Source organism: Pseudomonas alkylphenolica (assembly GCF_016009175.1).
GTDB lineage: Bacteria > Pseudomonadota > Gammaproteobacteria > Pseudomonadales > Pseudomonadaceae > Aquipseudomonas > Aquipseudomonas alkylphenolica_B.
The window spans coordinates 329100-346857 of record NZ_JADUCM010000002.1; the positions used below are offsets into that span (position 1 = coordinate 329100).

Consider the following 17758-nt stretch of genomic DNA (forward strand, 5'->3'; position numbering starts at 1 on the left):
GTCAATCTGATGGGCGAAGAGTTGACGAAATCAATCGGCGCCCATATTGTTGCAAGTGACAACCAATTGGAAAAGACATGCCCAGCAAGCTTAATGACGACCTGAGCCAAGATGCGGAAGCCCTGTATGAAGCGGTGAACCAGTTGGTGCGGGTCTACCAATTCAGGGATCGCGACCGCATCTGCTGCTACGACGTTTCCGTCACCCAGTGCTACGCCGTTGAAACGTTGGTGAAGCAGGGAGCGCTGCGCCTCCAGGCGCTGGCCGAAGAGATGTTCCTGGACAAGAGCACTGCCAGCCGTGTCGTCGATACGCTGGAGCGAAAAGGTTACGTCTCTCGCGTGGAAGATCCGGAAGATCGTCGGGCTGTCCGCGTCCAGGCCACTGAAGCCGGCGCCGACCTGTATGAGCGTATTCGCGCTGACCTGATCGCCGAAGAGAAGGCAATGATCAGCAGCATGGCACCGGAGGTACGCCAGGGAGCACTGACGCTCTTGCGTCAGTTGACCCGTGCCGCCGAGGTCCGTTGTGGCTTGGCTAACGAATGTTGCCCAGCCCAGCCGCACGAGAAATGAAGGGGGAAACCCCTTTTTTTACCAATATTGTTGTTACTGCCAACTTAAAAGGAAGCCAGATGCATATCCGCCTCGCTCAGCTCGGTGATGTTCAGGCCATTGCCGACATTTACAACCAGGGAATCGAAGACCGTAGCTCCACCTTTGAGACTCAACCGCGCACCGCCAAGGATGTACTGCCCTGGGTTGCCGATATGTCTCGCCATCCGGTGCTGGTCGTGGAGCTCGACGGTGCAGTGGTGGCCTGGGCGAACCTGAGCAGCTATCGCGCGCGGTCCTGCTATGACGGGATTGCCGACTTCTCAATCTACCTGCGACGCGATGCCCGCGGGCGCGGCATAGGCAAGGCGTTACTGAACGCATTACTGCGCGAAGCAGAGGCACGCGGCTTCTGGAAAGTCCTCTCTCGCATTTTCACGTTCAACGAAGCGAGCTTGGCCCTCTGCCAATCCTGTGGATTCAGGAAGGTTGGTATCTACGAGAAACACGCCTGCCTTGAAGGACGCTGGCTGGACTGCGCCATCGTTGAACGAGTTTTTCCCTCAAATCAACCTGACACAGGAGAACGAGCATGAGCCAATCTGACCTTCCCATCGTAATTATCGGCGCTGGCCCCGTGGGCCTGGCCGCTGCTGCGCACCTGCTGGCACGTGACATGAATCCTCTGATTTTTGAAGCGGGCAACCAAGCCGGAGAAAGCATCAGCCAATGGGGACACGTCAGCATGTTCTCGCCCTGGGAGTACAACGTGGACAAGGAGGCAGCAAAGCTTCTGGCCACTAGCGGCTGGCAAGCTCCCGACGCCGGTACATACCCCACTGGTCGTGAGTTACTGGACCGTTACCTCCTTCCGCTGGCCGAGCTACCTGTAATTAGGGATCGCCTCCACCTGAACACTCGCGTACATGCAGTAACCAAGGCCGGCGCGGATGTACAGAAGACTAAAGGTCGCGATGCCGCCCCCTTCCTGGTGCGCGTCAAAGGACCAAACGGCGAGCGAGACATCCAGGCTCGCGCAGTGATTGATGCCTCGGGTACGTATGAAACCCCAAACTGGATGGGAGCCTCTGGCATTCCAGCACTGGGCGAACTGAACGCGAAAGCACACATTGCCTATGGCCTTCCCGATGTGAGCGGCAGCGCGCGGGCGCGCTATCAAGGTCGCCGGGTTTTGGTCGTAGGCGGTGGGCACTCAGCCTTCAATGCTCTACAGGATCTGGCTCAACTGCCGGACACCAAGGTGTACTGGGCAATCCGCGGGCATTCCCTGGAAAAAATTCTGGGCGGAGGTGCCAACGACAAGCTGGCAGAGCGAGGTAACCTGGGCCTGCGAATCCGTGCACTGCTCGAACAAGGGAAGATCACGCTCTACCAAGACGTTTCGATCAGCCAGATTGAGTCGACTGACGAGGGAGTCGTTGTGCATAGCAATGGCCAGCCGCTGCCAGCAGCGGACGAGATCATCGTCGCCACAGGCTTCCGCCCCAATCTGCAGCTCCTGAGCGAACTGCGGCTGGCAATCGACCCAGCTACTCAAAGCCCGGCTCAGTTGGCACCGTTGATCGATCCAAACGAACACAGCTGCGGCACCGTTCGCCCGCATGGCATCGACGAGTTGTCCCATCCTGACGAAGGCATTTTTATCGTAGGGATGAAGAGCTACGGTCGTGCCCCAACATTCCTGATGCTCACGGGGTATGAACAAGTTCGCTCTGTAGCCGCGGGGCTTGCTGGAGACTGGGATGCTGCGAGACGGGTCGAGCTGGAACTGCCCGAAACCGGCGTCTGCAGCCTCCAATTTGAAGCGCAGGAAGAAACCTCCAGCTATTGCGCACCTGTAACACCTACACATACCAGCTGCTGTGGATCGCAAGAACCACTGCCAGAGGCTCCGGTTCAGAAGGCGAGCTGTTGCACGCCGGCGAACCGCGCATAGGGATTCTTGCAACGCGTCAGGCCGTCACCCTGCCAGAGGTCAGATCTGGCAGGGTGGAACTGAACAGATGCGAATTTTCACTCCGCTCGACCACCCGTTTGCATTCGACCTGATCACCTACTGTATTGGATTTGGCTAGTGCGCTTTGTCACTGTGTTCTTAGACCGGCCAACCTCACGAGCGCCTCAAGTTGTGAAAAAACTCAATATCTTAGACGTTAACCATTTTTTTAACTTTTTGTGCATTTTGAGCACATCAAGACCGAAAAACCAACTAGCCACGCCCCAGATAGCCGTCACGAGCAATACTATTCTAGGAAATGCAGTGGGTATGAAACTCAGCTTCCACTCTTCCGGAATGGTTGTCGGCGGCAATCCTTGTATGGTAGCAATAACAAAACAGCAGGCCACGAATAAACAGAAAGTACCTGATATTAGATTAGATACATAACCGGCAAACTTAGAAACATTCCTTTCGAGTGCGGCATTTCGGTCAGAAAGAAGCCTGTTTGTTGAACGCTCGGCCTCTAGTATTTGCTGCGATTGTTCTCTCTCTTTTTGAAGTGCAAGCTCAGAAGCTGTCTGTATCTCAGAAATCAGCGCCTTAGACTCTTCTTCATTTTTAGCTTTTATCGCTTCAACTATTTCAAATACGTCATCTTCGGAAAAATCCTCACCCACATCGACTGATACATCGTGTACAAGCCTCAGCAAATCGGAATCCCAACGCACCACCACAAAATCTTCTTCCGACAAAAGCCCTCTCTTCTGGATGGCCTCCATTCGTGAAATGAATGAGTCCCAGAATTTGTCATCTGTATATAAGAGGCTATAAGCTGTGGCGACGATCTGATCCGTTGGTAGCCTCCCTGCAATGTCAGGTCTTTTAAGCCAGAACATAATTGTCATCCACTGCTCGGATACCACAACAGGAATTGACGATCGATATTCAATCTTACTGAAATAACCATTAGCAAATTTTGCTAGGCCAGTGTTACCGGTTACGAATACTGAATAGCTTTCGCTTAGACTCTTGATGAATCGCCCTTCCCGCGAGTTATGCACTCGTGAAATACAAATGGTGTCGTGCTCTAAATTCTTGTTTTTTTTGAAATTTTTGGCAATTGCAGCTTCCAGTTCTTTCTCGTTACACTGATATCTTTCTTTTGCGGAGAAGCCATACTTAATTATAATCCCTAAACCTTCAATGGTTCGCGATAATTTTTTTATCTCCGTATCCAAGCGAGCTTCATCAAACCCCTGAGACCTAAGAAGTTCCAAAGTCTTAGTATTGAATCGACCATAAAATTTCCGGCCGATATCTGATTTCCAGGCAGATAACAGTCGTTCTATTTCGTCAAGCGTCCGATCAAAAATATATACTTGAATCTGAAGTGATTTCAGTAGATCAATGAATTCTTGATTGGCTTGCTTGTTTTGTGCTCCGTTAAACCCCATCAAGCCGATTACAAGAGGCGAGTCCAGGTAAACCGACATCTTTTCAAAAGTCTTTTTGCTGTTAATTTTATCAGCAAAAAACAAATAATTAGCAAGCAGCATGCCTTTTACACAGCGACCAAAATGGTCTAGGAGCACTGGCTCTTTTCGATGTATGTGACTGATAAAAGAAGCAATTATGTGGTCAGTGTTTTTTATGCTTTCATTTAGCTCGGCCCTATTGTACGCACGCTTGCTAATTACGGCAGAAACATTTTCCTCTATGAACCTAAATATTAGTTGCTCCGCCTCGGAGAGGTGTAGCGCTTTTTTGAATCTATCCAATGTGAATTGTACAAGCGCACCCTTTAGGCTATCTAGGGATATATTTAAATCTTCTTTTTTCCCCTCGTAACCATTAGACCATTCTCGTACTTTTTCGTGTATTGGAATAAAGGCGGAGTTTTCTCTAACTAGAAGGCCGCGCCGTTTAGCCCTGCTCATCAAAACTTTAATTGCAGAGATAGGTGGACGAAATCCAAACAATTCGGATAGCTTTACTTGGACGTCGACGCTTTCAATTATAGGCTTGTCTATTTCACGAATTGTTACAGCGATGAAAGGCAAAAAAAGATCTATCTCGTCTTGAATTTTATCTGACTTTAATGTCTCAAGTAAGGCGAGATTTACCAGCGGGCTTCCTAGTTTCATGGCGATGGCATTGTCAATGACCAATTTTTGCTCCAAGCATAATCTAAAATAAGCGAACAATCGTTTTGGCACGCTTCCTAAATTGACGATTAATCAACCTTGGCTCTAAATGGCAATTATCCGATGCCACAAAGCCATAACTGGAGCCTCCGCAGTGATTGTTAATGATAATGATGCAAAAGGCCATTACATAGAGGCAGCCTTGCTTTTCTTTATCGCTGGTTAGGCGGGCAATCTCTACTCAAGTGATGACGGAGTAGAGGCATTATGTGACCCGCGTCAGAACCGACGCCCCTGAGCGTTGCCGAGGCGAAATTCCGTTGTTTAGGCAAGCCCACGAAATACAGGCCGGCCACCTGGCTGGCCACACCATTGTGCTGCGCCACACGCCCACTCCGGTTTGCAACCGGGAGGCCTGTCAGGAAATCGAGGTTTGGCTGGAAGCCTGTCGCAAAAATCAGCGCATCGATCTTAGTGGTGCTTCCGTCTGGCCAGACCACACCGTCTGGCAGCACCTGCTGAAACATGCCCCTGCGCTGGAATCGGCCGGTGTCTAGGGCGTTCCGGTATTTGCCGGTGTCGAGTACGGGCGTGCTCTGGTCACTCAACCATCGCGTTTGCTCCAACTTGGTGAATTTCAGCCAGGCATGAAAGTCGAGCCCGAGGATTCGCTGCGGGAAGAAACGGATTTTCTCGCGAGTAGCCAGCACTACCTCTGCGACGCCTGCAAGCTCATAGGCGATCTGAACAGCTGAGTTCGCAGCTCCAACCACTACAACGCGCTGGCCAGCAAAGGGCTCTGGCGTTCGATAAGCCGAGCTGTGCAGGCAAGTCCCTGAAAAGCTCTCCAGCCCTAGAATACTGGGCGTAAACGGACGGCTAAATCCTCCCGATGCTACGACCACAGAACGCGCGCAGAAGGTCGCTCCGGTGTCGCAGCGAACCTCAAATACCTTTTCCTTCTGCGCTACGCCCATCACTCGGGTTCCGCCCTGAAAAGGCAGTCGAAACTCGCCAGCATAGGCCTCAAGGTACTTCACCACCTCGTCCCGTAGCGGATAGCTTTTGGGATCACCAGGAAACGGCAGTCCTGGCAGCGCTGAGTATTCAGCCGGGGAGAACAACTGCAAGCTGTCGTAGTAGTTACGCCAGTTTCCGCCTGGGCGTGTCTGCTCATCGATGATGAGAAAATCCAAGCCGTGTTGCTGTAAGTGCCAACCAAACGCCAAACCTGCTTGGCCTCCCCCAATGACAACCACATCCAAAGTACGACTCAATTCATTCATATGTGCACACTCATGCATATATCAAGAGAAAAAAAGCCTAGCTACGGGCAGCACAGCGAAACCAGACCCTTGGTTCGCTGGAGGAGGCCCTCCAAACGCTCGACGATCGCCCCCCCATTCACTTCGTAGAAAACCTGTCTGCCCACTTTGGTGGCTTTCACGATGTGAGCGTCGTGCAGCACCTGCAAGTGCCTTGAAATCACAGAGCGCTCCTGCGGCAAGGCTTTGGCGATTTCGCCGACATCCGCCCTCCCTAACTGAATCACGCGCTTGAACACCGCGACCCTAGAGGGTTCGCAGAGAGCTTTGAAGAAGGCTTCATCCAGCGACTCGATGGCAGCATCGATAGCTTGGGCGCGGAGATTATCGGTAGTCGTCATGAGAGCAATATATGTGCATGAAGACGCACATGTAAAGCCACCCATCATCACAAGCTTGCGATACATTCGGAAAAGCGTATATTCGGAAAACCATATACGCGCAGAGTACCTAGTGATGACTGGCAAGATCCGCGTCCTGTTTGTTTGCACCGCAAACGCTGCTCGCTCCCAGCTCGCCGAAGCATTGCTCCGACACACAGACCCTGTGCGCTTCGAGGCTTTCAGCGCAGGTACTCAGCCTGGCGAAGTCGACCCGCGAACCTATGCCGCCCTTGAGCACCTCGCCATCAACTCCAGCGCCCTGCGTAGCAAATCCATCGACGAGTTCGCCGGTGAATACTTCGACTACGTCATTACCCTATGTGACAAGGCCGCCCAGGAATGCCAAGCGCTTCCGGCTTTTGGCGAGCAGCTGGTATGGAGCTTCGAAGACCCTGTCACCAGCGACAAACACGACGCCTTCCGCCACACGCTCCACGAGATTCATGAGCGCATCAAGATGTTCGTCCTCGTGAAAACCAAACACTGAGAACCGCTATGACTGACTCGCTGACCCCTACCAAGGTTTTCAAATGCCTCGCCGACGAGACCCGCATTCGGATGATGTTGCTGATCGCTCGCGAGGAGGAGCTCTGCGTCTGTGAGCTGACCTGTGCGCTGGAAGAAAGCCAGCCCAAGGTTTCCCGCCACCTAGCGCAATTGCGCACGTGTGACCTGCTGGAAGACCGCCGGCAGGGTCAGTGGGTTTACTACCGGCTACATCCCCAGCTGCCCGCCTGGGTACGCGAGGTCCTGACAACGACGCTGGAGGCCAATCGCGAATGGCTGAGCACCAGCTCCAAACGACTGGACACCATGGGTGACCGCCCACAGCGCGTGGCCTCCTGCTGCTGATCACTGCCGAGAAAAGCCGATGAAAGTTCTGTTCCTCTGCACCGCCAATAGCTGCCGCAGCATCCTGTCCGAAGCCGTGTTCAATCACTTGGCCCCGACCGGTATGAAGGCCTTCAGCGCCGGAAGCCAGCCCAAGGGCGAGGTGCATCCGTTGTCCATCGCTGCGTTGCAGCGCGCCGGTATTTCCACCGATGGTCTCAGCAGCAAGTCCAGTGACTCACACGCCGAGCTTGCCCCGGACTTTGTCATCACCGTCTGCGACAAGGCCGCTGGCGAAGCATGCCCCGTGTTCTTCGGGCCGGCAGTAAAAGCTCATTGGGGGCTTTCCGATCCGTCGGACCTGCAAGGTAGCGCCGCCGAACTGGATGAGGCTTTCGACGCCACGCTTGAACACATCAAGCGCCGCATTACGGCATTTCTCGCATTGCCTTTCGAACAACTGGATGCCGCCCAGCTCAAGGCCGAGCTGGCACGCATCGGAACGCTCTGACGTTAAGGGAGATTCACCATGAGCAAGAGCCGCCTTTCATTCCTCGATCGCTACCTAACGGTCTGGATCTTTTTGGCCATGGGCCTTGGCATTGGCCTCGGCAGTCTCTTCCAGGGACTGCCTACATGGCTGAACAGCCTGTCGGTTGGCTCGACAAACATCCCCATTGCCATTGGCCTGATCGTCATGATGTACCCGCCATTGGCGAAGGTGAAATATGAGGAACTGCCACAGGTCTTCAAAGACAAGCGCATCCTCGCTTTGTCGCTGATTCAGAACTGGGTGATTGGCCCGGTGCTGATGTTCGGGCTGGCTGTCGTTTTCCTCTCCGACAAGCCCGAGTACATGACCGGCCTGATCCTCATCGGCTTGGCACGCTGCATCGCCATGGTGCTGGTGTGGAACCAGATCGCGGGCGGCAACAACCAGTACGTTGCGGGCTTAGTCGCCTTCAACAGCATCTTCCAAATTCTGTTCTTCAGCGTGTATGCCTGGATCTTCCTGGGCCTTCTGCCGCCGCTGTTCGGCCTCGAAGGTAGCATCATCGAAACCAGCTTCATCGAAATTGCCCAATCGGTACTGATCTATCTGGGTATCCCATTCCTGGCTGGCTTCCTGACCCGCAAGATCCTGATCAGCCGTAAGGGCTCCGCGTGGTACGAGGAGCGCTTCATTCCGAAGATCAGCCCGCTGACGCTCGTAGCGTTGCTGCTGACCATCGTCGCTATGTTCAGCCTGAAAGGCGACATGGTGCTGCAACTGCCTCTGGATGTGCTGCGCATCGCCATCCCATTGACCATCTACTTCGTGGTGATGTTCTTCATCAGCTTCTGGATGGGCAAGCTGCTGGAGGCCGACTACCCACGCACCACCGCGCTGGCATTTACCGCTGCCAGTAACAACTTCGAACTGGCCATTGCCGTGGCCATTGCCACTTTTGGCCTTGCCTCGCCGGTAGCATTTGCCACCGTCATCGGGCCTTTGGTGGAAGTACCGGTACTGATCTCCCTGGTCGGCGTTGCCTTGTGGCTCAAGCGTCGCTGGTTCGATCAGCCATCTGGTGCCTTGTCCCAGGAGTGAAATCATGACCGAACACCATATCCCCAACATCGACAGTGATCTGATCGATCTGCCGTCTTCCGAAAAGCTGGCTATCGAGCAGCAGTCCACCCACAAACCGCGCATCCTGCTACTGTATGGGTCGACCCGAGAACGCTCTTTCAGCCGCCTTCTGACCGAGGAAGCAGCCCGCCTGCTGGAGCACTTCGGTGCCGAGACGCGGATCTTCAATCCGTCGGGCCTGCCGCTGCCGGATGACGTACCCGACGACCACCCCATGGTCAAAGAGCTGCGCGACCTGGTGCTCTGGTCGGAAGGCATGGTCTGGTGTTCGCCAGAACGCCACGGTGCGATGACCGGCGTGTTCAAGTCGCAGATCGACTGGATTCCGCTGAGCATGGGTGCCGTGCGCCCCACTCAAGGCAAAACCCTCGCTGTGATGCAGGTCTGCGGGGGCTCGCAGTCGTTCAACGTGGTCAATCAGCTGCGCGTGCTTGGCCGCTGGATGCGCATGTTCACCATCCCTAACCAATCGTCAGTGCCGAAGGCCTATCTGGAGTTCGACGAGGCGGGCCGCATGAAGCCTTCTTCCTACTACGACCGTGTCGTCGACGTGATGGAGGAACTGGTGAAATTCACCCTGCTGCTGCGTGATCGCGCCGACTATATGGTCGATCGCTACTCCGAACGCAAAGAGTCGGCTGAAGAACTATCGAAGCGCGTCAATCAACGCTCCATCTGAGGCTTTTGAGCATGCAACTGCACCCGTATTCCGTGCTGACTACTCCCCAGTTGATCGGCCAACTGATCTTCACCCCGTGCCCTGGTACCAAGGACACGTCGGTCTCCCAGGCTCTGGCGACACTGCGCGATGCCGGTGCGAGCGCACTGGTAACCCTGATGCCGGATGAAGAGCTGCTGCAGAACGAGGTCGATCTACTGCCTGAAGAATGCCAGCTGTTGGGCCTCGAATGGTTCCACCTGCCGGTGGAGGATGATCAGGCTCCCGGCGAGCCCTTTGCTGCCGCCTGGGAAACCCATCGGGAGCGCCTAAAAGAGCTGGTGATGGCTGGCAAATCGATCGCTATTCACTGCAAGGGTGGCTCGGGCCGTACCGGCTTGTTCGCAGCCCGCCTGATGATCGAGTGCGGCATTCCTGTGCACGAGGCCATCGCTCAGGTTCAGGCCCTGCGCCCGCGAGCGATTCAAAACCCTGCACACGTCAGCTACATCAATCAGTTCACCAATACCCTCTGACCGCTCGCGAACCGCGACTCGAGAACAAGAACATGGCAATCAAAGTAGGCATCAATGGGTTTGGACGTATCGGTCGCTTGGCGCTGCGCGCGTCCTGGGACTGGCCGGAATTCGAATTCGTACAGATCAATGACCCGGCCGGGGACGCTGAGACCCACGCCCACCTGATCAACTTCGACTCGATCCACGGACGCTGGCACCGCGAAGCAGGTGCAGAAGGCGACTCGGTGGTGATCGATGGCAAACGCATCAAGGTCACAGCGAACAAGACCATCGCCGACACCGACTGGTCGGGCTGCGACCTGGTCATCGAGGCCAGCGGCAAGATGAAGTCGGTAGCCGTGCTCCAGGCCTACCTGGATCAGGGCGTCAAACGCGTGGTGGTCTGTGCCCCGGTGAAGGAAAAAGGCGCGCTGAACGTGGTGATGGGCGTAAACCAGCACCTGTTCGACCCGGCCCAGCACCGCATTGTCACCGCCGCTTCCTGCACCACCAACTGCCTGGCCCCGGTGGTCAAAGTGATTCACGAGAACCTGGGCATCCGCCACGGCTCGATCACCACCATCCATGACCTGACCAATACCCAGAGCATCCTTGATACCCCGCACAAGGACCTGCGCCGCGCCCGTGCCTCGGGCATGAGCCTGATCCCGACCACCACCGGTTCGGCTACAGCGATCGCCGAGATCTTCCCCGAACTGCGCGGCAAGCTGAATGGTCACGCCGTGCGCGTACCGCTGGCCAACGCCTCGCTGACCGACTGCGTGTTCGAGGTGGCCCGTGAAACCACGGCTGAAGAGGTCAACTCGCTGCTGAAGGCGGCTGCCGAAGGCCCGTTGAAGGACATCCTGGGCTACGAAGAACGCCCACTGGTGTCCATCGACTACCGCACCGATCCGCGGTCTTCGATCATCGATGCGCTGTCGACCCTGGTGGTCAACGGCACTCAGGTGAAGATCTACGCCTGGTACGACAACGAGTGGGGCTACGCCAATCGTGCAGCGGAGCTGGCCCGACTGGTCGGCACGGCGGAGTAAACGGCGATCATGAAGGCGTTGTCAGCCCTGTCTACGGAAGTGCGTCAGTACCTGCTGGTTACCGGCAATTACTGGGCCTTCACCCTCACCGACGGCGCGTTGCGCATGTTGGTGGTTTTGCACTTCCATACACTTGGCTACACACCGCTGCAGATCGCCGCGCTGTTCCTGTTCTACGAAATTTTCGGCGTGATCACCAACCTGGTGGGCGGCTACCTCGGCGCCCGCCTGGGTCTCAATCGCACCATGAACATCGGCCTGGGCATGCAGGTCCTGGCCTTGCTGATGCTCACGGTGCCAGCGGCCTGGCTGACGGTGCCTTGGGTGATGGCAGCCCAAGCCTTGTCCGGCGTCGCCAAGGACCTCAACAAGATGAGTGCCAAGAGTTCTATCAAGCTCTTGGTGCCAGATAGCCAGCAAGGCACCCTCTACAAGTGGGTAGCCATCCTCACCGGTTCGAAGAACGCGCTCAAAGGCGTGGGCTTCTTCCTCGGCGGTGCACTGCTCGCGCTGCTCGGCTTCTCCATGGCGGTGCTGGCCATGGCGGCGGTGCTGGCATTGATCTGGATAGGCAGCTTGCTGCTGCTGAAAAAAGACCTGGGCAAGGCCAAGGCCAAACCAAAATTCCGCGACATGCTGTCCAAAAGCCGGGCGATCAACATCCTCTCGGCCGCACGATTGTTTCTCTTTGGCGCTCGCGACGTCTGGTTCGTCGTAGCGCTGCCGGTCTACCTGAGCACCACATTTGGTTGGGACTTCTGGTTGGTCGGCGGCTTTCTTGCCGCTTGGATCATCGGCTACGGCATCGTGCAGTCGTTTGCCCCCAGCATCACCGGCAAGAAGCGTGGCCATGTGCCGGACGGCCAAGCGGCCTTCATCTGGGCCATCGCGCTGGCCGGGCTACCCGCATTAATTGCTCTGGGGCTGAGCACAGGCTGGTCGGCTCAGCTGGTACTGCTCGGTGGGCTGATGCTGTTTGGCGTGCTGTTCGCCGTGAACTCATCGCTGCACAGCTACCTGATTGTCAGCTATGCCAAGGAAGACGGCGTCTCTCTGGATGTGGGCTTCTACTACATGTCCAACGCTCTCGGGCGCTTGGTCGGCACGCTGCTGTCAGGTTGGGTGTTCCAGGCCTATGGGCTGGAGGCCTGCTTGTGGGTATCGAGCGCTTTTGTACTGGCTGCCGCCCTCATCTCAATCGCCTTGCCCCGGCACGGCGACACTACACAGCCGCCAAGCTGACCAACGACCATCAGGCGGGGGCTCTCATGCCTCCGCCTTTACCAGTAATTGTTCGATTTCAGCAACAGTGCTGCGGGCTGTACGGGTCACCCCGATCAAAGTCGCTGACGCCGATCCCGTCCACTCGCCATAGCCCACCAGCCATAGCCTCGGCTCGCTCACAGCACGAGTCCCCTCGACCGCCACGCGCCCATCCTCGGTAACCACTCCAAGACTGGCCAGGTGCCCCAACGCCGGTTTGAATCCGGTGCACCAGATCACCGCGTCGACTACCGTCTCCGTCCCATCGGCCCAGACCACACCATTAGATGTGAAACGCACGAATGGACGTACAGAATGCAGTACACCGCGTTCACGCGCTTCGACCACTGGCGGCACCATAACGACATCACCCAATCCGCCTACGGGCTGATCAATGACACGCCCTTCCATCTGGGCTTTCCAGCGTTCTGTGGCCCTCTCGAACAGCACACGACCATCCACATCGTCAGGCAGGAAAAGCGGATCAGTTGGTGTAACCCAGGTCGCGTCCGCCACCTTGGAAACTTCAGCGAGAACCTGTGCTCCGGAGTTACCGCCACCGACTACCAGCACACGCTTACCCGAGAAGGCCTGTGGTTCAACATAGTAGGCGGAATGCAGCTGTTGGCCACGGAATAACTCGGCACCGGGGTACATGGGAATATTGGGGTTGCTCCAGGTGCCCGTAGCACTGATCACGGCTTTGGCATCCCATTGACCCTGCTCCGAACGCACGCGTAAAGCGTCGGCGATTCGCTCGACTGAGTTGACTCGCACCGGCCGCTCGATGGGGAACTGATAGCGTGCTTCATACTGAGTCAGGTAATCGATGACATGCTCGCGAGCGGGATAGCCATCCTGCACCGGAGGCATCATCCAGCCAGGAATGGAGCTCCAAGTGGCCGGGGAGAACAATCGCAGGGAGTTCCAGCCGTGACGCCAAGCCCCGCCGGGTCCCTGCTCGGCGTCGAGAATGACAAACGACAGCCCAGTACGACGTAAAAAATACGCCGCTGCCAAGGCTGCTTGCCCACCGCCGATGATAACCACATCCCACAAGTGCTTTGTATGAGCTTTCATTCGGGCGCTCCAACGAACCAGTGAAGGGGTTATCTTTTCAGATAGCGAACTTTATTTCTAACATTCTTACCTCCTCAGGTTGAATGGAGGATTGTGGCAAAATCAATAACGCTCAACTGGCCTTCGGCCCAAAGCTCACTATCCAGATGGCTGCCATGACGGTCTGCAGGAGGTCGGGATAGGCCTATGCGATATGCCTGCATCTGAAAAGCGAAGAAAAGTACGGGGAAATGGCCAGAGTGGCAGTTAGATTGTTATGTGTAGACACCATGTTCGAGTCGTACCAAAAAATCTCTCACACTCTCGTATCCCCTATGGGTTTCCAATAGTTTGCAGGGTGAAAGCTGGCCAAGACCATACGCGGGCTGGGTAAACCAGATTTTGGCAAGCTTAGCGCTACCAAGCGCTTCCTCAGCCATTGCCAAAATCAGCTCGCGCCTTCGCATGAAGGAATAGTACTGAGTACTCCAGCACTCGATAGGATATTTTGCACAAGCTTCAAAAAATTGTGGTTTGTTCAGAGGGATCCCCCTAATAAGAACTGTTAAGCTAAATATCCAATTGTCAACGCGCGTAAAACAGAGCTAAATTCAGAAAGTCTAGATCTAGGCCAATACCATAAGTCATAACTGGGCTCGCTCTTAGGGCGGTGGTCGCTCACCACAGAGTCAGAGCTTGTGATGTGTAGATCCACTCGCAGAATTAGATAGTGCACATTATTGAAATTCTATAGGGAACTTTACCGACTTCATAAGTCAGCATATAGCCTTGGCGTAGATTTCACAGGGGGTTTAGCGACGGCCTCTGCATTATGCATATGGAGGAGCCGAGTGTTATAGAGTAGTCGAGTGGTGTTTTTCTTACGAAGGTCTAGTTCTCCAAGTTTGTAACTGGTGTTTTTAGTCTGATAGACCACGGCACTTTGATTGGTTTCGACACCGTTGTAAATAACGATTCGCTCGAGCTCTTCAAGGGCCCAGTGACAATGTCCGTTGATTGATGGTGGGGACATGAGCTGTATGTGCTTGATTGAAACATTCTTCGCGGTGAGCAAGTAATTCCGTAGCTCATATGCACACTCGACTACCGCTGCGCGCTCGTGCCCCGTCTGAATGCAGATGATTGTTACGATAAAACAGAGACCCTCGATCTCACAATAACTCGAAGTCCGTACATCGTGGTGCACGGGGTCAAAAACAAAAATCACTAATGGCTCCAAAGCTGAGTCAGGGAAAACCGCCGCTAACAAGCAGTACCAGTCGGCGTCAGAGAGCGTGGACGTCGATTGGAGGATTGGCTTGCAAGGGGGAGTAGGATACTGCCAAGGGCAAATGAACACTATAGTTTGTAGCGCTATAGGGCTCACAAAGGCTTCATCGTACCTTTTGTAGGGAACGATGATGGAATTGAAGGAAGCCTTTGGCTCTGCATTACGAAGCACGCGTCTCCGTCAACGTCTGACCCAGGAAGATTTCGGTGAAGTCAGCAGCAGAACGTACATCAGCATGCTCGAACGAGGGATTAAAAATGTAACCATTGAAAAAGTGGCAGAGCTTGCAGGAAGATTAGAGGTTCATCCGCTTAGCCTATTGGTCGAAACCTTCATGGTTTTGGATCCTGAGACAGACCTTGAGTCACTTTTCGAGCGCGTACGCAATGAGCTCGCACACCATTCAGGGTAGGTGCCTGTCCGGCAGTTGGCTTCTTCCGACGGCCAGCTCTTAGCCGCTCTGTGCCGGTCGTCATTGCGCCGCGCAATGGCCGAGTTGGACGCAACCACCGATCAGCAAGAATGGACTTGACGGGGCAGCGGCATAGCAAATTTTGCGATCCACCGGCTTGTAAGTAAGGTATGGACACTTTGCCGCGGTCTGCAGTGTCCTTCTTCCTGTCCATGGTCTGTGGGAAATTTTTGACCTCCATGGGTAATAGCTACCGCAGCCTTGTGACGTTGCTAGGAAGCGGTGAGGATCTGAGTTTTTCCAGTTCGAGAGTAAGCTCTAAGATTTTTGCATCGGCCTCTACGAGCTTTGAACAAACGATATCGCGCTGAATTTTCAGGTCCGCAATCTGTTCTCGAAGTGTTCTATTCTTTTCTCTTTGCTTCAATGCTGCCTGGCGGAGCGAAGGCGCTGCCGGAGCCGCATGGTGAGCCACCCAGGATTGGATCTCTATGACCAGTTCGGGGTATCTAGCTTTCTTCAATGCCGTCGGATCTGTGCCAGCTTCTTTTGCAACTAAGTTTTGTGAAAGTATAGAGCCTTTTGGCACCCTCAGTGGTTCATCTTTCTTTAGCCGTTCAAAAGCTTCCCTGAAAGCAAGTTCTGCTTTACCCATTTTTGGAGATCCTCAATGTGTCTAATATGTTGATAACGGCAACTCGTTGAAGCTCCAAAGAGTTATGGTATGGAGAGCCTCTCGGAACTTCAGCCAATCTATCGTCGATGAAGTCATGTAGCTCCATTAGCTGCGGTATTCGATCCTGATCGTACAGCGCATCTGTGCATGCCCCTTTGCCATGTCCACCACCACAATGTACAAGCGTATCTGCACCGCCCAATGAGCAATGCCCCCGCTTGGTACATCCTCCCGCTAGGGTCTCTCTCCAGCTGACAGCCCCTTTTTTTGCTGCCGACGCTAACTTATTGGCTTCTGTCGTCGTGACGATTTTAAGTATTTGAGCTTTGCGTATATCGCCGTGTGGGCTAACAAATCTCGGACTAAGTAGCCTAGTGATTTCTTTGCCTAGGACCTCATACATCGCCTTGAGGTACGTGGAGTAGGCTACACTATCAAGGTTCACCTTCGAAAACCCGCGGCCGTAGTAGAGACTCATCGCCCTAGTGACATGCTTTAATTGATATTGCAATGAGGCGTCAGATACAAGTCCAGAGGCCTGCATATTCACAGAGCCCGTGCGCCGGAGCTGGTGCCATGCAAAAGGCCAAGGTTTTCCGATTGCGTAACTGTTATCAAGTGATGGCGTCAATAGGCGGGCGTACTCAAGATCTAATTCGTTAATCCTGATTTCGTCTTCGCTGAAAAGTAATGGGTAGCTTTTCAATACGGACGAGTAGGATGAATAACTGGGGCGGGTTGTGAACTGTTTATCCATTCCGTTTCCTCGAGCCCAAGGTTCATATTGCCTTAGGTGATGCTGGGGGTTTGACTGTTGATCAAGCGGAATAGAAATACCAGATCGCTTGCTTGCTGTGATCGTCCTCAACTTGGCAACATGAGCTAATGTAGAGGTGGCTAAGGCCACTGACGGAGAAGTAATCCAGCGGGCATCCGGGTCGTTGATAGTCTTGGTGGTGATCCCACTGATAGTATAAATAGGCCCAAGTTGCGGGTCTTTCTCAATTTTGAGGCAGTCGCTACGCAGCCGCCACGCTTCATCTATACGCATTAGAGAGAAGTTTAGTAGATAAGCCACACCTACCTTGGACGCAAGCGTCATATAACTGCCTAGGCTTGAAATAGTACATTTTTCTTTAGGGGCGTTTGGTCCGACTATCCATTTTTTAAGATTTTCATAGATTCCATGTTTGATTGCATAGTCCGTGAAATGACCAAAGTTCCTAACAAAGCCGGACCCTTCAAGGTCTCGCGAGTCGCTACCATTAGTATATAGGGCATCAAGTGATCCAAACTTGCCTTCATACAAGGCTATGCATTCATTATAGCAATTCGAAATTCCGACGCTGACCTTTTGATAGTCATTAAGAAATTCTCTCAAGCGATTAACTTGATAGAGCCAAATTCTAGGTGGTATGTAGGCAGTTTGAGAACCTTCGTGTGCCGGAATTGCTGAGCTAAGGCGTCGAAGCGATTCTCGGTCGAGGATGACATGCCCGAACTCCGAGCGTTGCTCAAATAAATTATGTAAAAGGATAAGAGCTGCTTCGCCATGGGACGAAGAAAAATACGATGCCACTTTATCTACAATATCTGGGTGGCGGTACAGGCTCTCAATATTTACATCGTGCTCACTGCAGAGCTTGAAAATCGGTAATAGGTGGGTGAAGCGAGATTTCAGCGTGCCTGCATTGTTTACTGGTCGGGGTCCCCATAGCCACCATGCAGCAATAAGTTTCGCCATTTTAGAGCTGTTTGCTGATAGCTTTGATCGACCTCGGTTGTATTCAACAAAATTCAATCGCAAACTTCTTCCTGCCCAAGGTGAAAGATCCCATATGTCATCACCATAGTGGCTAACAACTAATCCGTTGGCGTCGATCACTACAGGAAAATTATCGCTGGGAGGCCATGTTTTTGGACGATAATTCGGTGATTTCGTGTTTACAAAGGGCAGATTGAGTCCGAGCGCCATGCGGTTGTTTGTGGATATCAT

19 protein-coding genes are annotated in these 17758 nt (G+C 53.9%); 12 read left to right on the forward strand and 7 right to left on the reverse strand.

Annotated elements, in window-relative coordinates; all coding sequences use genetic code 11:
- Positions 1–77 precede the first annotated feature (77 nt).
- Genes I5S59_RS03780 through I5S59_RS03790 form a run of 3 tightly spaced genes read left to right on the forward strand, consistent with a single transcriptional unit; the run spans position 78 to position 2511 of the window.
- On the forward strand, positions 78–575 hold the full coding sequence (locus I5S59_RS03780) for a MarR family winged helix-turn-helix transcriptional regulator (RefSeq protein ID WP_197875453.1): 498 nt from the start codon (positions 78–80) through the stop codon (positions 573–575).
- Between the two features lie 59 nt (positions 576–634).
- Entirely contained in the window at positions 635–1150 is a 516-nt protein-coding gene (locus tag I5S59_RS03785; protein ID WP_197875454.1) for an arsinothricin resistance N-acetyltransferase ArsN1 family A, read from the forward strand.
- Entirely contained in the window at positions 1147–2511 is a 1365-nt protein-coding gene (locus I5S59_RS03790; RefSeq protein ID WP_197875455.1) for an NAD(P)-binding domain-containing protein, read from the forward strand. Before I5S59_RS03785 ends, I5S59_RS03790 begins: the two co-directional genes overlap by 4 nt.
- Before the next feature lie 185 nt (positions 2512–2696).
- On the opposite strand, the gene I5S59_RS03795 is transcribed toward I5S59_RS03790, so the two are convergent.
- From I5S59_RS03795 to I5S59_RS03805, 3 genes are all read right to left on the reverse strand, one after another.
- The gene (locus I5S59_RS03795; protein ID WP_197875456.1) at positions 2697–4682 is read right to left on the reverse strand and encodes a hypothetical protein; all 1986 of its coding nucleotides are present in this window, start codon (positions 4680–4682) and stop codon (positions 2697–2699) included.
- A 188-nt stretch (positions 4683–4870) separates the two neighbouring features.
- Positions 4871–5944 carry a flavin-containing monooxygenase gene (locus tag I5S59_RS03800; protein WP_197875457.1) on the reverse strand — a complete coding sequence of 358 codons (1074 nt, stop codon included), beginning with the start codon at positions 5942–5944 and terminating at the stop codon, positions 4871–4873.
- 41 nt (positions 5945–5985) lie between these two features.
- On the reverse strand, positions 5986–6324 hold the full coding sequence (locus I5S59_RS03805) for an ArsR/SmtB family transcription factor (protein WP_197875458.1): 339 nt from the start codon (positions 6322–6324) through the stop codon (positions 5986–5988).
- A gap of 115 nt (positions 6325–6439) precedes the next feature.
- Between I5S59_RS03805 and I5S59_RS03810 the strand changes: the two genes are divergently transcribed.
- Genes I5S59_RS03810 through arsJ form a run of 8 tightly spaced genes read left to right on the forward strand, consistent with a single transcriptional unit; the run spans position 6440 to position 12303 of the window.
- Positions 6440–6853 carry an arsenate reductase ArsC gene (locus tag I5S59_RS03810; protein WP_197875459.1) on the forward strand — a complete coding sequence of 138 codons (414 nt, stop codon included), beginning with the start codon at positions 6440–6442 and terminating at the stop codon, positions 6851–6853.
- An 8-nt stretch (positions 6854–6861) separates the two neighbouring features.
- Entirely contained in the window at positions 6862–7218 is a 357-nt protein-coding gene (locus I5S59_RS03815) for a metalloregulator ArsR/SmtB family transcription factor (protein ID WP_075046327.1), read from the forward strand.
- A 19-nt stretch (positions 7219–7237) separates the two neighbouring features.
- On the forward strand, positions 7238–7708 hold the full coding sequence (locus tag I5S59_RS03820; protein WP_197875460.1) for an arsenate reductase ArsC: 471 nt from the start codon (positions 7238–7240) through the stop codon (positions 7706–7708).
- A gap of 18 nt (positions 7709–7726) precedes the next feature.
- Complete coding sequence (gene arsB / locus I5S59_RS03825; RefSeq protein WP_197875461.1) at positions 7727–8788, forward strand: ACR3 family arsenite efflux transporter; 1062 nt, start codon at positions 7727–7729, stop codon at positions 8786–8788.
- A 4-nt stretch (positions 8789–8792) separates the two neighbouring features.
- Entirely contained in the window at positions 8793–9509 is a 717-nt protein-coding gene (arsH, locus tag I5S59_RS03830; protein ID WP_197875462.1) for an arsenical resistance protein ArsH, read from the forward strand.
- A gap of 11 nt (positions 9510–9520) precedes the next feature.
- Positions 9521–10024 carry a cyclin-dependent kinase inhibitor 3 family protein gene (locus tag I5S59_RS03835; RefSeq protein WP_197875463.1) on the forward strand — a complete coding sequence of 168 codons (504 nt, stop codon included), beginning with the start codon at positions 9521–9523 and terminating at the stop codon, positions 10022–10024.
- A gap of 32 nt (positions 10025–10056) precedes the next feature.
- Positions 10057–11061 carry an ArsJ-associated glyceraldehyde-3-phosphate dehydrogenase gene (locus tag I5S59_RS03840; protein WP_197875464.1) on the forward strand — a complete coding sequence of 335 codons (1005 nt, stop codon included), beginning with the start codon at positions 10057–10059 and terminating at the stop codon, positions 11059–11061.
- A gap of 9 nt (positions 11062–11070) precedes the next feature.
- Positions 11071–12303: an organoarsenical effux MFS transporter ArsJ gene (gene arsJ, locus I5S59_RS03845; RefSeq protein ID WP_197875465.1), complete on the forward strand. Its 1233-nt coding sequence runs from the start codon at positions 11071–11073 to the stop codon at positions 12301–12303.
- A gap of 24 nt (positions 12304–12327) precedes the next feature.
- Here arsJ and I5S59_RS03850 read toward each other — a convergent pair whose 3' ends face one another.
- Positions 12328–13404, reverse strand: a complete 1077-nt coding sequence (locus tag I5S59_RS03850; RefSeq protein ID WP_197875466.1) for an ArsO family NAD(P)H-dependent flavin-containing monooxygenase — start codon at positions 13402–13404, stop codon at positions 12328–12330.
- Between the two features lie 254 nt (positions 13405–13658).
- Positions 13659–13850 (reverse strand): antitoxin Xre/MbcA/ParS toxin-binding domain-containing protein, encoded by a 192-nt coding sequence (locus I5S59_RS26635; RefSeq protein WP_420066432.1) that lies wholly within the window; start codon positions 13848–13850, stop codon positions 13659–13661.
- 954 nt (positions 13851–14804) lie between these two features.
- On the opposite strand from I5S59_RS26635, the gene I5S59_RS03860 reads away from it, so the two are divergent.
- Entirely contained in the window at positions 14805–15086 is a 282-nt protein-coding gene (locus I5S59_RS03860; RefSeq protein WP_197875468.1) for a helix-turn-helix domain-containing protein, read from the forward strand.
- A 250-nt stretch (positions 15087–15336) separates the two neighbouring features.
- Here the strand turns inward: I5S59_RS03860 and I5S59_RS03865 are convergent, their stop codons facing one another.
- Complete coding sequence (locus tag I5S59_RS03865) at positions 15337–15741, reverse strand: hypothetical protein (RefSeq protein WP_197875469.1); 405 nt, start codon at positions 15739–15741, stop codon at positions 15337–15339.
- Positions 15734–17758, reverse strand: coding sequence for a hypothetical protein (locus tag I5S59_RS03870; RefSeq protein WP_197875470.1), 2025 nt, complete (start codon positions 17756–17758; stop codon positions 15734–15736). Before I5S59_RS03870 ends, I5S59_RS03865 begins: the two co-directional genes overlap by 8 nt.

What these genes read in the sequence shown, in the direction of transcription:
- I5S59_RS03780 (WP_197875453.1), top strand. Translation starts at nt 78, where the DNA reads ATGCCCAGCAAGCTTAATGACGACCTGAGCCAAGATGCGGAAGCCCTG.
- I5S59_RS03785 (WP_197875454.1), top strand. Translation starts at nt 635, where the DNA reads ATGCATATCCGCCTCGCTCAGCTCGGTGATGTTCAGGCCATTGCCGAC.
- I5S59_RS03790 (WP_197875455.1), top strand. Translation starts at nt 1,147, where the DNA reads ATGAGCCAATCTGACCTTCCCATCGTAATTATCGGCGCTGGCCCCGTG.
- I5S59_RS03800 (WP_197875457.1), bottom strand. Translation starts at nt 5,944, where the DNA reads ATGAATGAATTGAGTCGTACTTTGGATGTGGTTGTCATTGGGGGAGGC.
- I5S59_RS03805 (WP_197875458.1), bottom strand. Translation starts at nt 6,324, where the DNA reads ATGACGACTACCGATAATCTCCGCGCCCAAGCTATCGATGCTGCCATC.
- I5S59_RS03810 (WP_197875459.1), top strand. Translation starts at nt 6,440, where the DNA reads ATGACTGGCAAGATCCGCGTCCTGTTTGTTTGCACCGCAAACGCTGCT.
- I5S59_RS03815 (WP_075046327.1), top strand. Translation starts at nt 6,862, where the DNA reads ATGACTGACTCGCTGACCCCTACCAAGGTTTTCAAATGCCTCGCCGAC.
- I5S59_RS03820 (WP_197875460.1), top strand. Translation starts at nt 7,238, where the DNA reads ATGAAAGTTCTGTTCCTCTGCACCGCCAATAGCTGCCGCAGCATCCTG.
- arsB (WP_197875461.1), top strand. Translation starts at nt 7,727, where the DNA reads ATGAGCAAGAGCCGCCTTTCATTCCTCGATCGCTACCTAACGGTCTGG.
- arsH (WP_197875462.1), top strand. Translation starts at nt 8,793, where the DNA reads ATGACCGAACACCATATCCCCAACATCGACAGTGATCTGATCGATCTG.
- I5S59_RS03835 (WP_197875463.1), top strand. Translation starts at nt 9,521, where the DNA reads ATGCAACTGCACCCGTATTCCGTGCTGACTACTCCCCAGTTGATCGGC.
- I5S59_RS03840 (WP_197875464.1), top strand. Translation starts at nt 10,057, where the DNA reads ATGGCAATCAAAGTAGGCATCAATGGGTTTGGACGTATCGGTCGCTTG.
- arsJ (WP_197875465.1), top strand. Translation starts at nt 11,071, where the DNA reads ATGAAGGCGTTGTCAGCCCTGTCTACGGAAGTGCGTCAGTACCTGCTG.
- I5S59_RS03850 (WP_197875466.1), bottom strand. Translation starts at nt 13,404, where the DNA reads ATGAAAGCTCATACAAAGCACTTGTGGGATGTGGTTATCATCGGCGGT.
- I5S59_RS26635 (WP_420066432.1), bottom strand. Translation starts at nt 13,850, where the DNA reads ATGCGAAGGCGCGAGCTGATTTTGGCAATGGCTGAGGAAGCGCTTGGT.
- I5S59_RS03860 (WP_197875468.1), top strand. Translation starts at nt 14,805, where the DNA reads ATGGAATTGAAGGAAGCCTTTGGCTCTGCATTACGAAGCACGCGTCTC.
- I5S59_RS03865 (WP_197875469.1), bottom strand. Translation starts at nt 15,741, where the DNA reads ATGGGTAAAGCAGAACTTGCTTTCAGGGAAGCTTTTGAACGGCTAAAG.
- I5S59_RS03870 (WP_197875470.1), bottom strand. Translation starts at nt 17,758, where the DNA reads ATGATATCCACAAACAACCGCATGGCGCTCGGACTCAATCTGCCCTTT.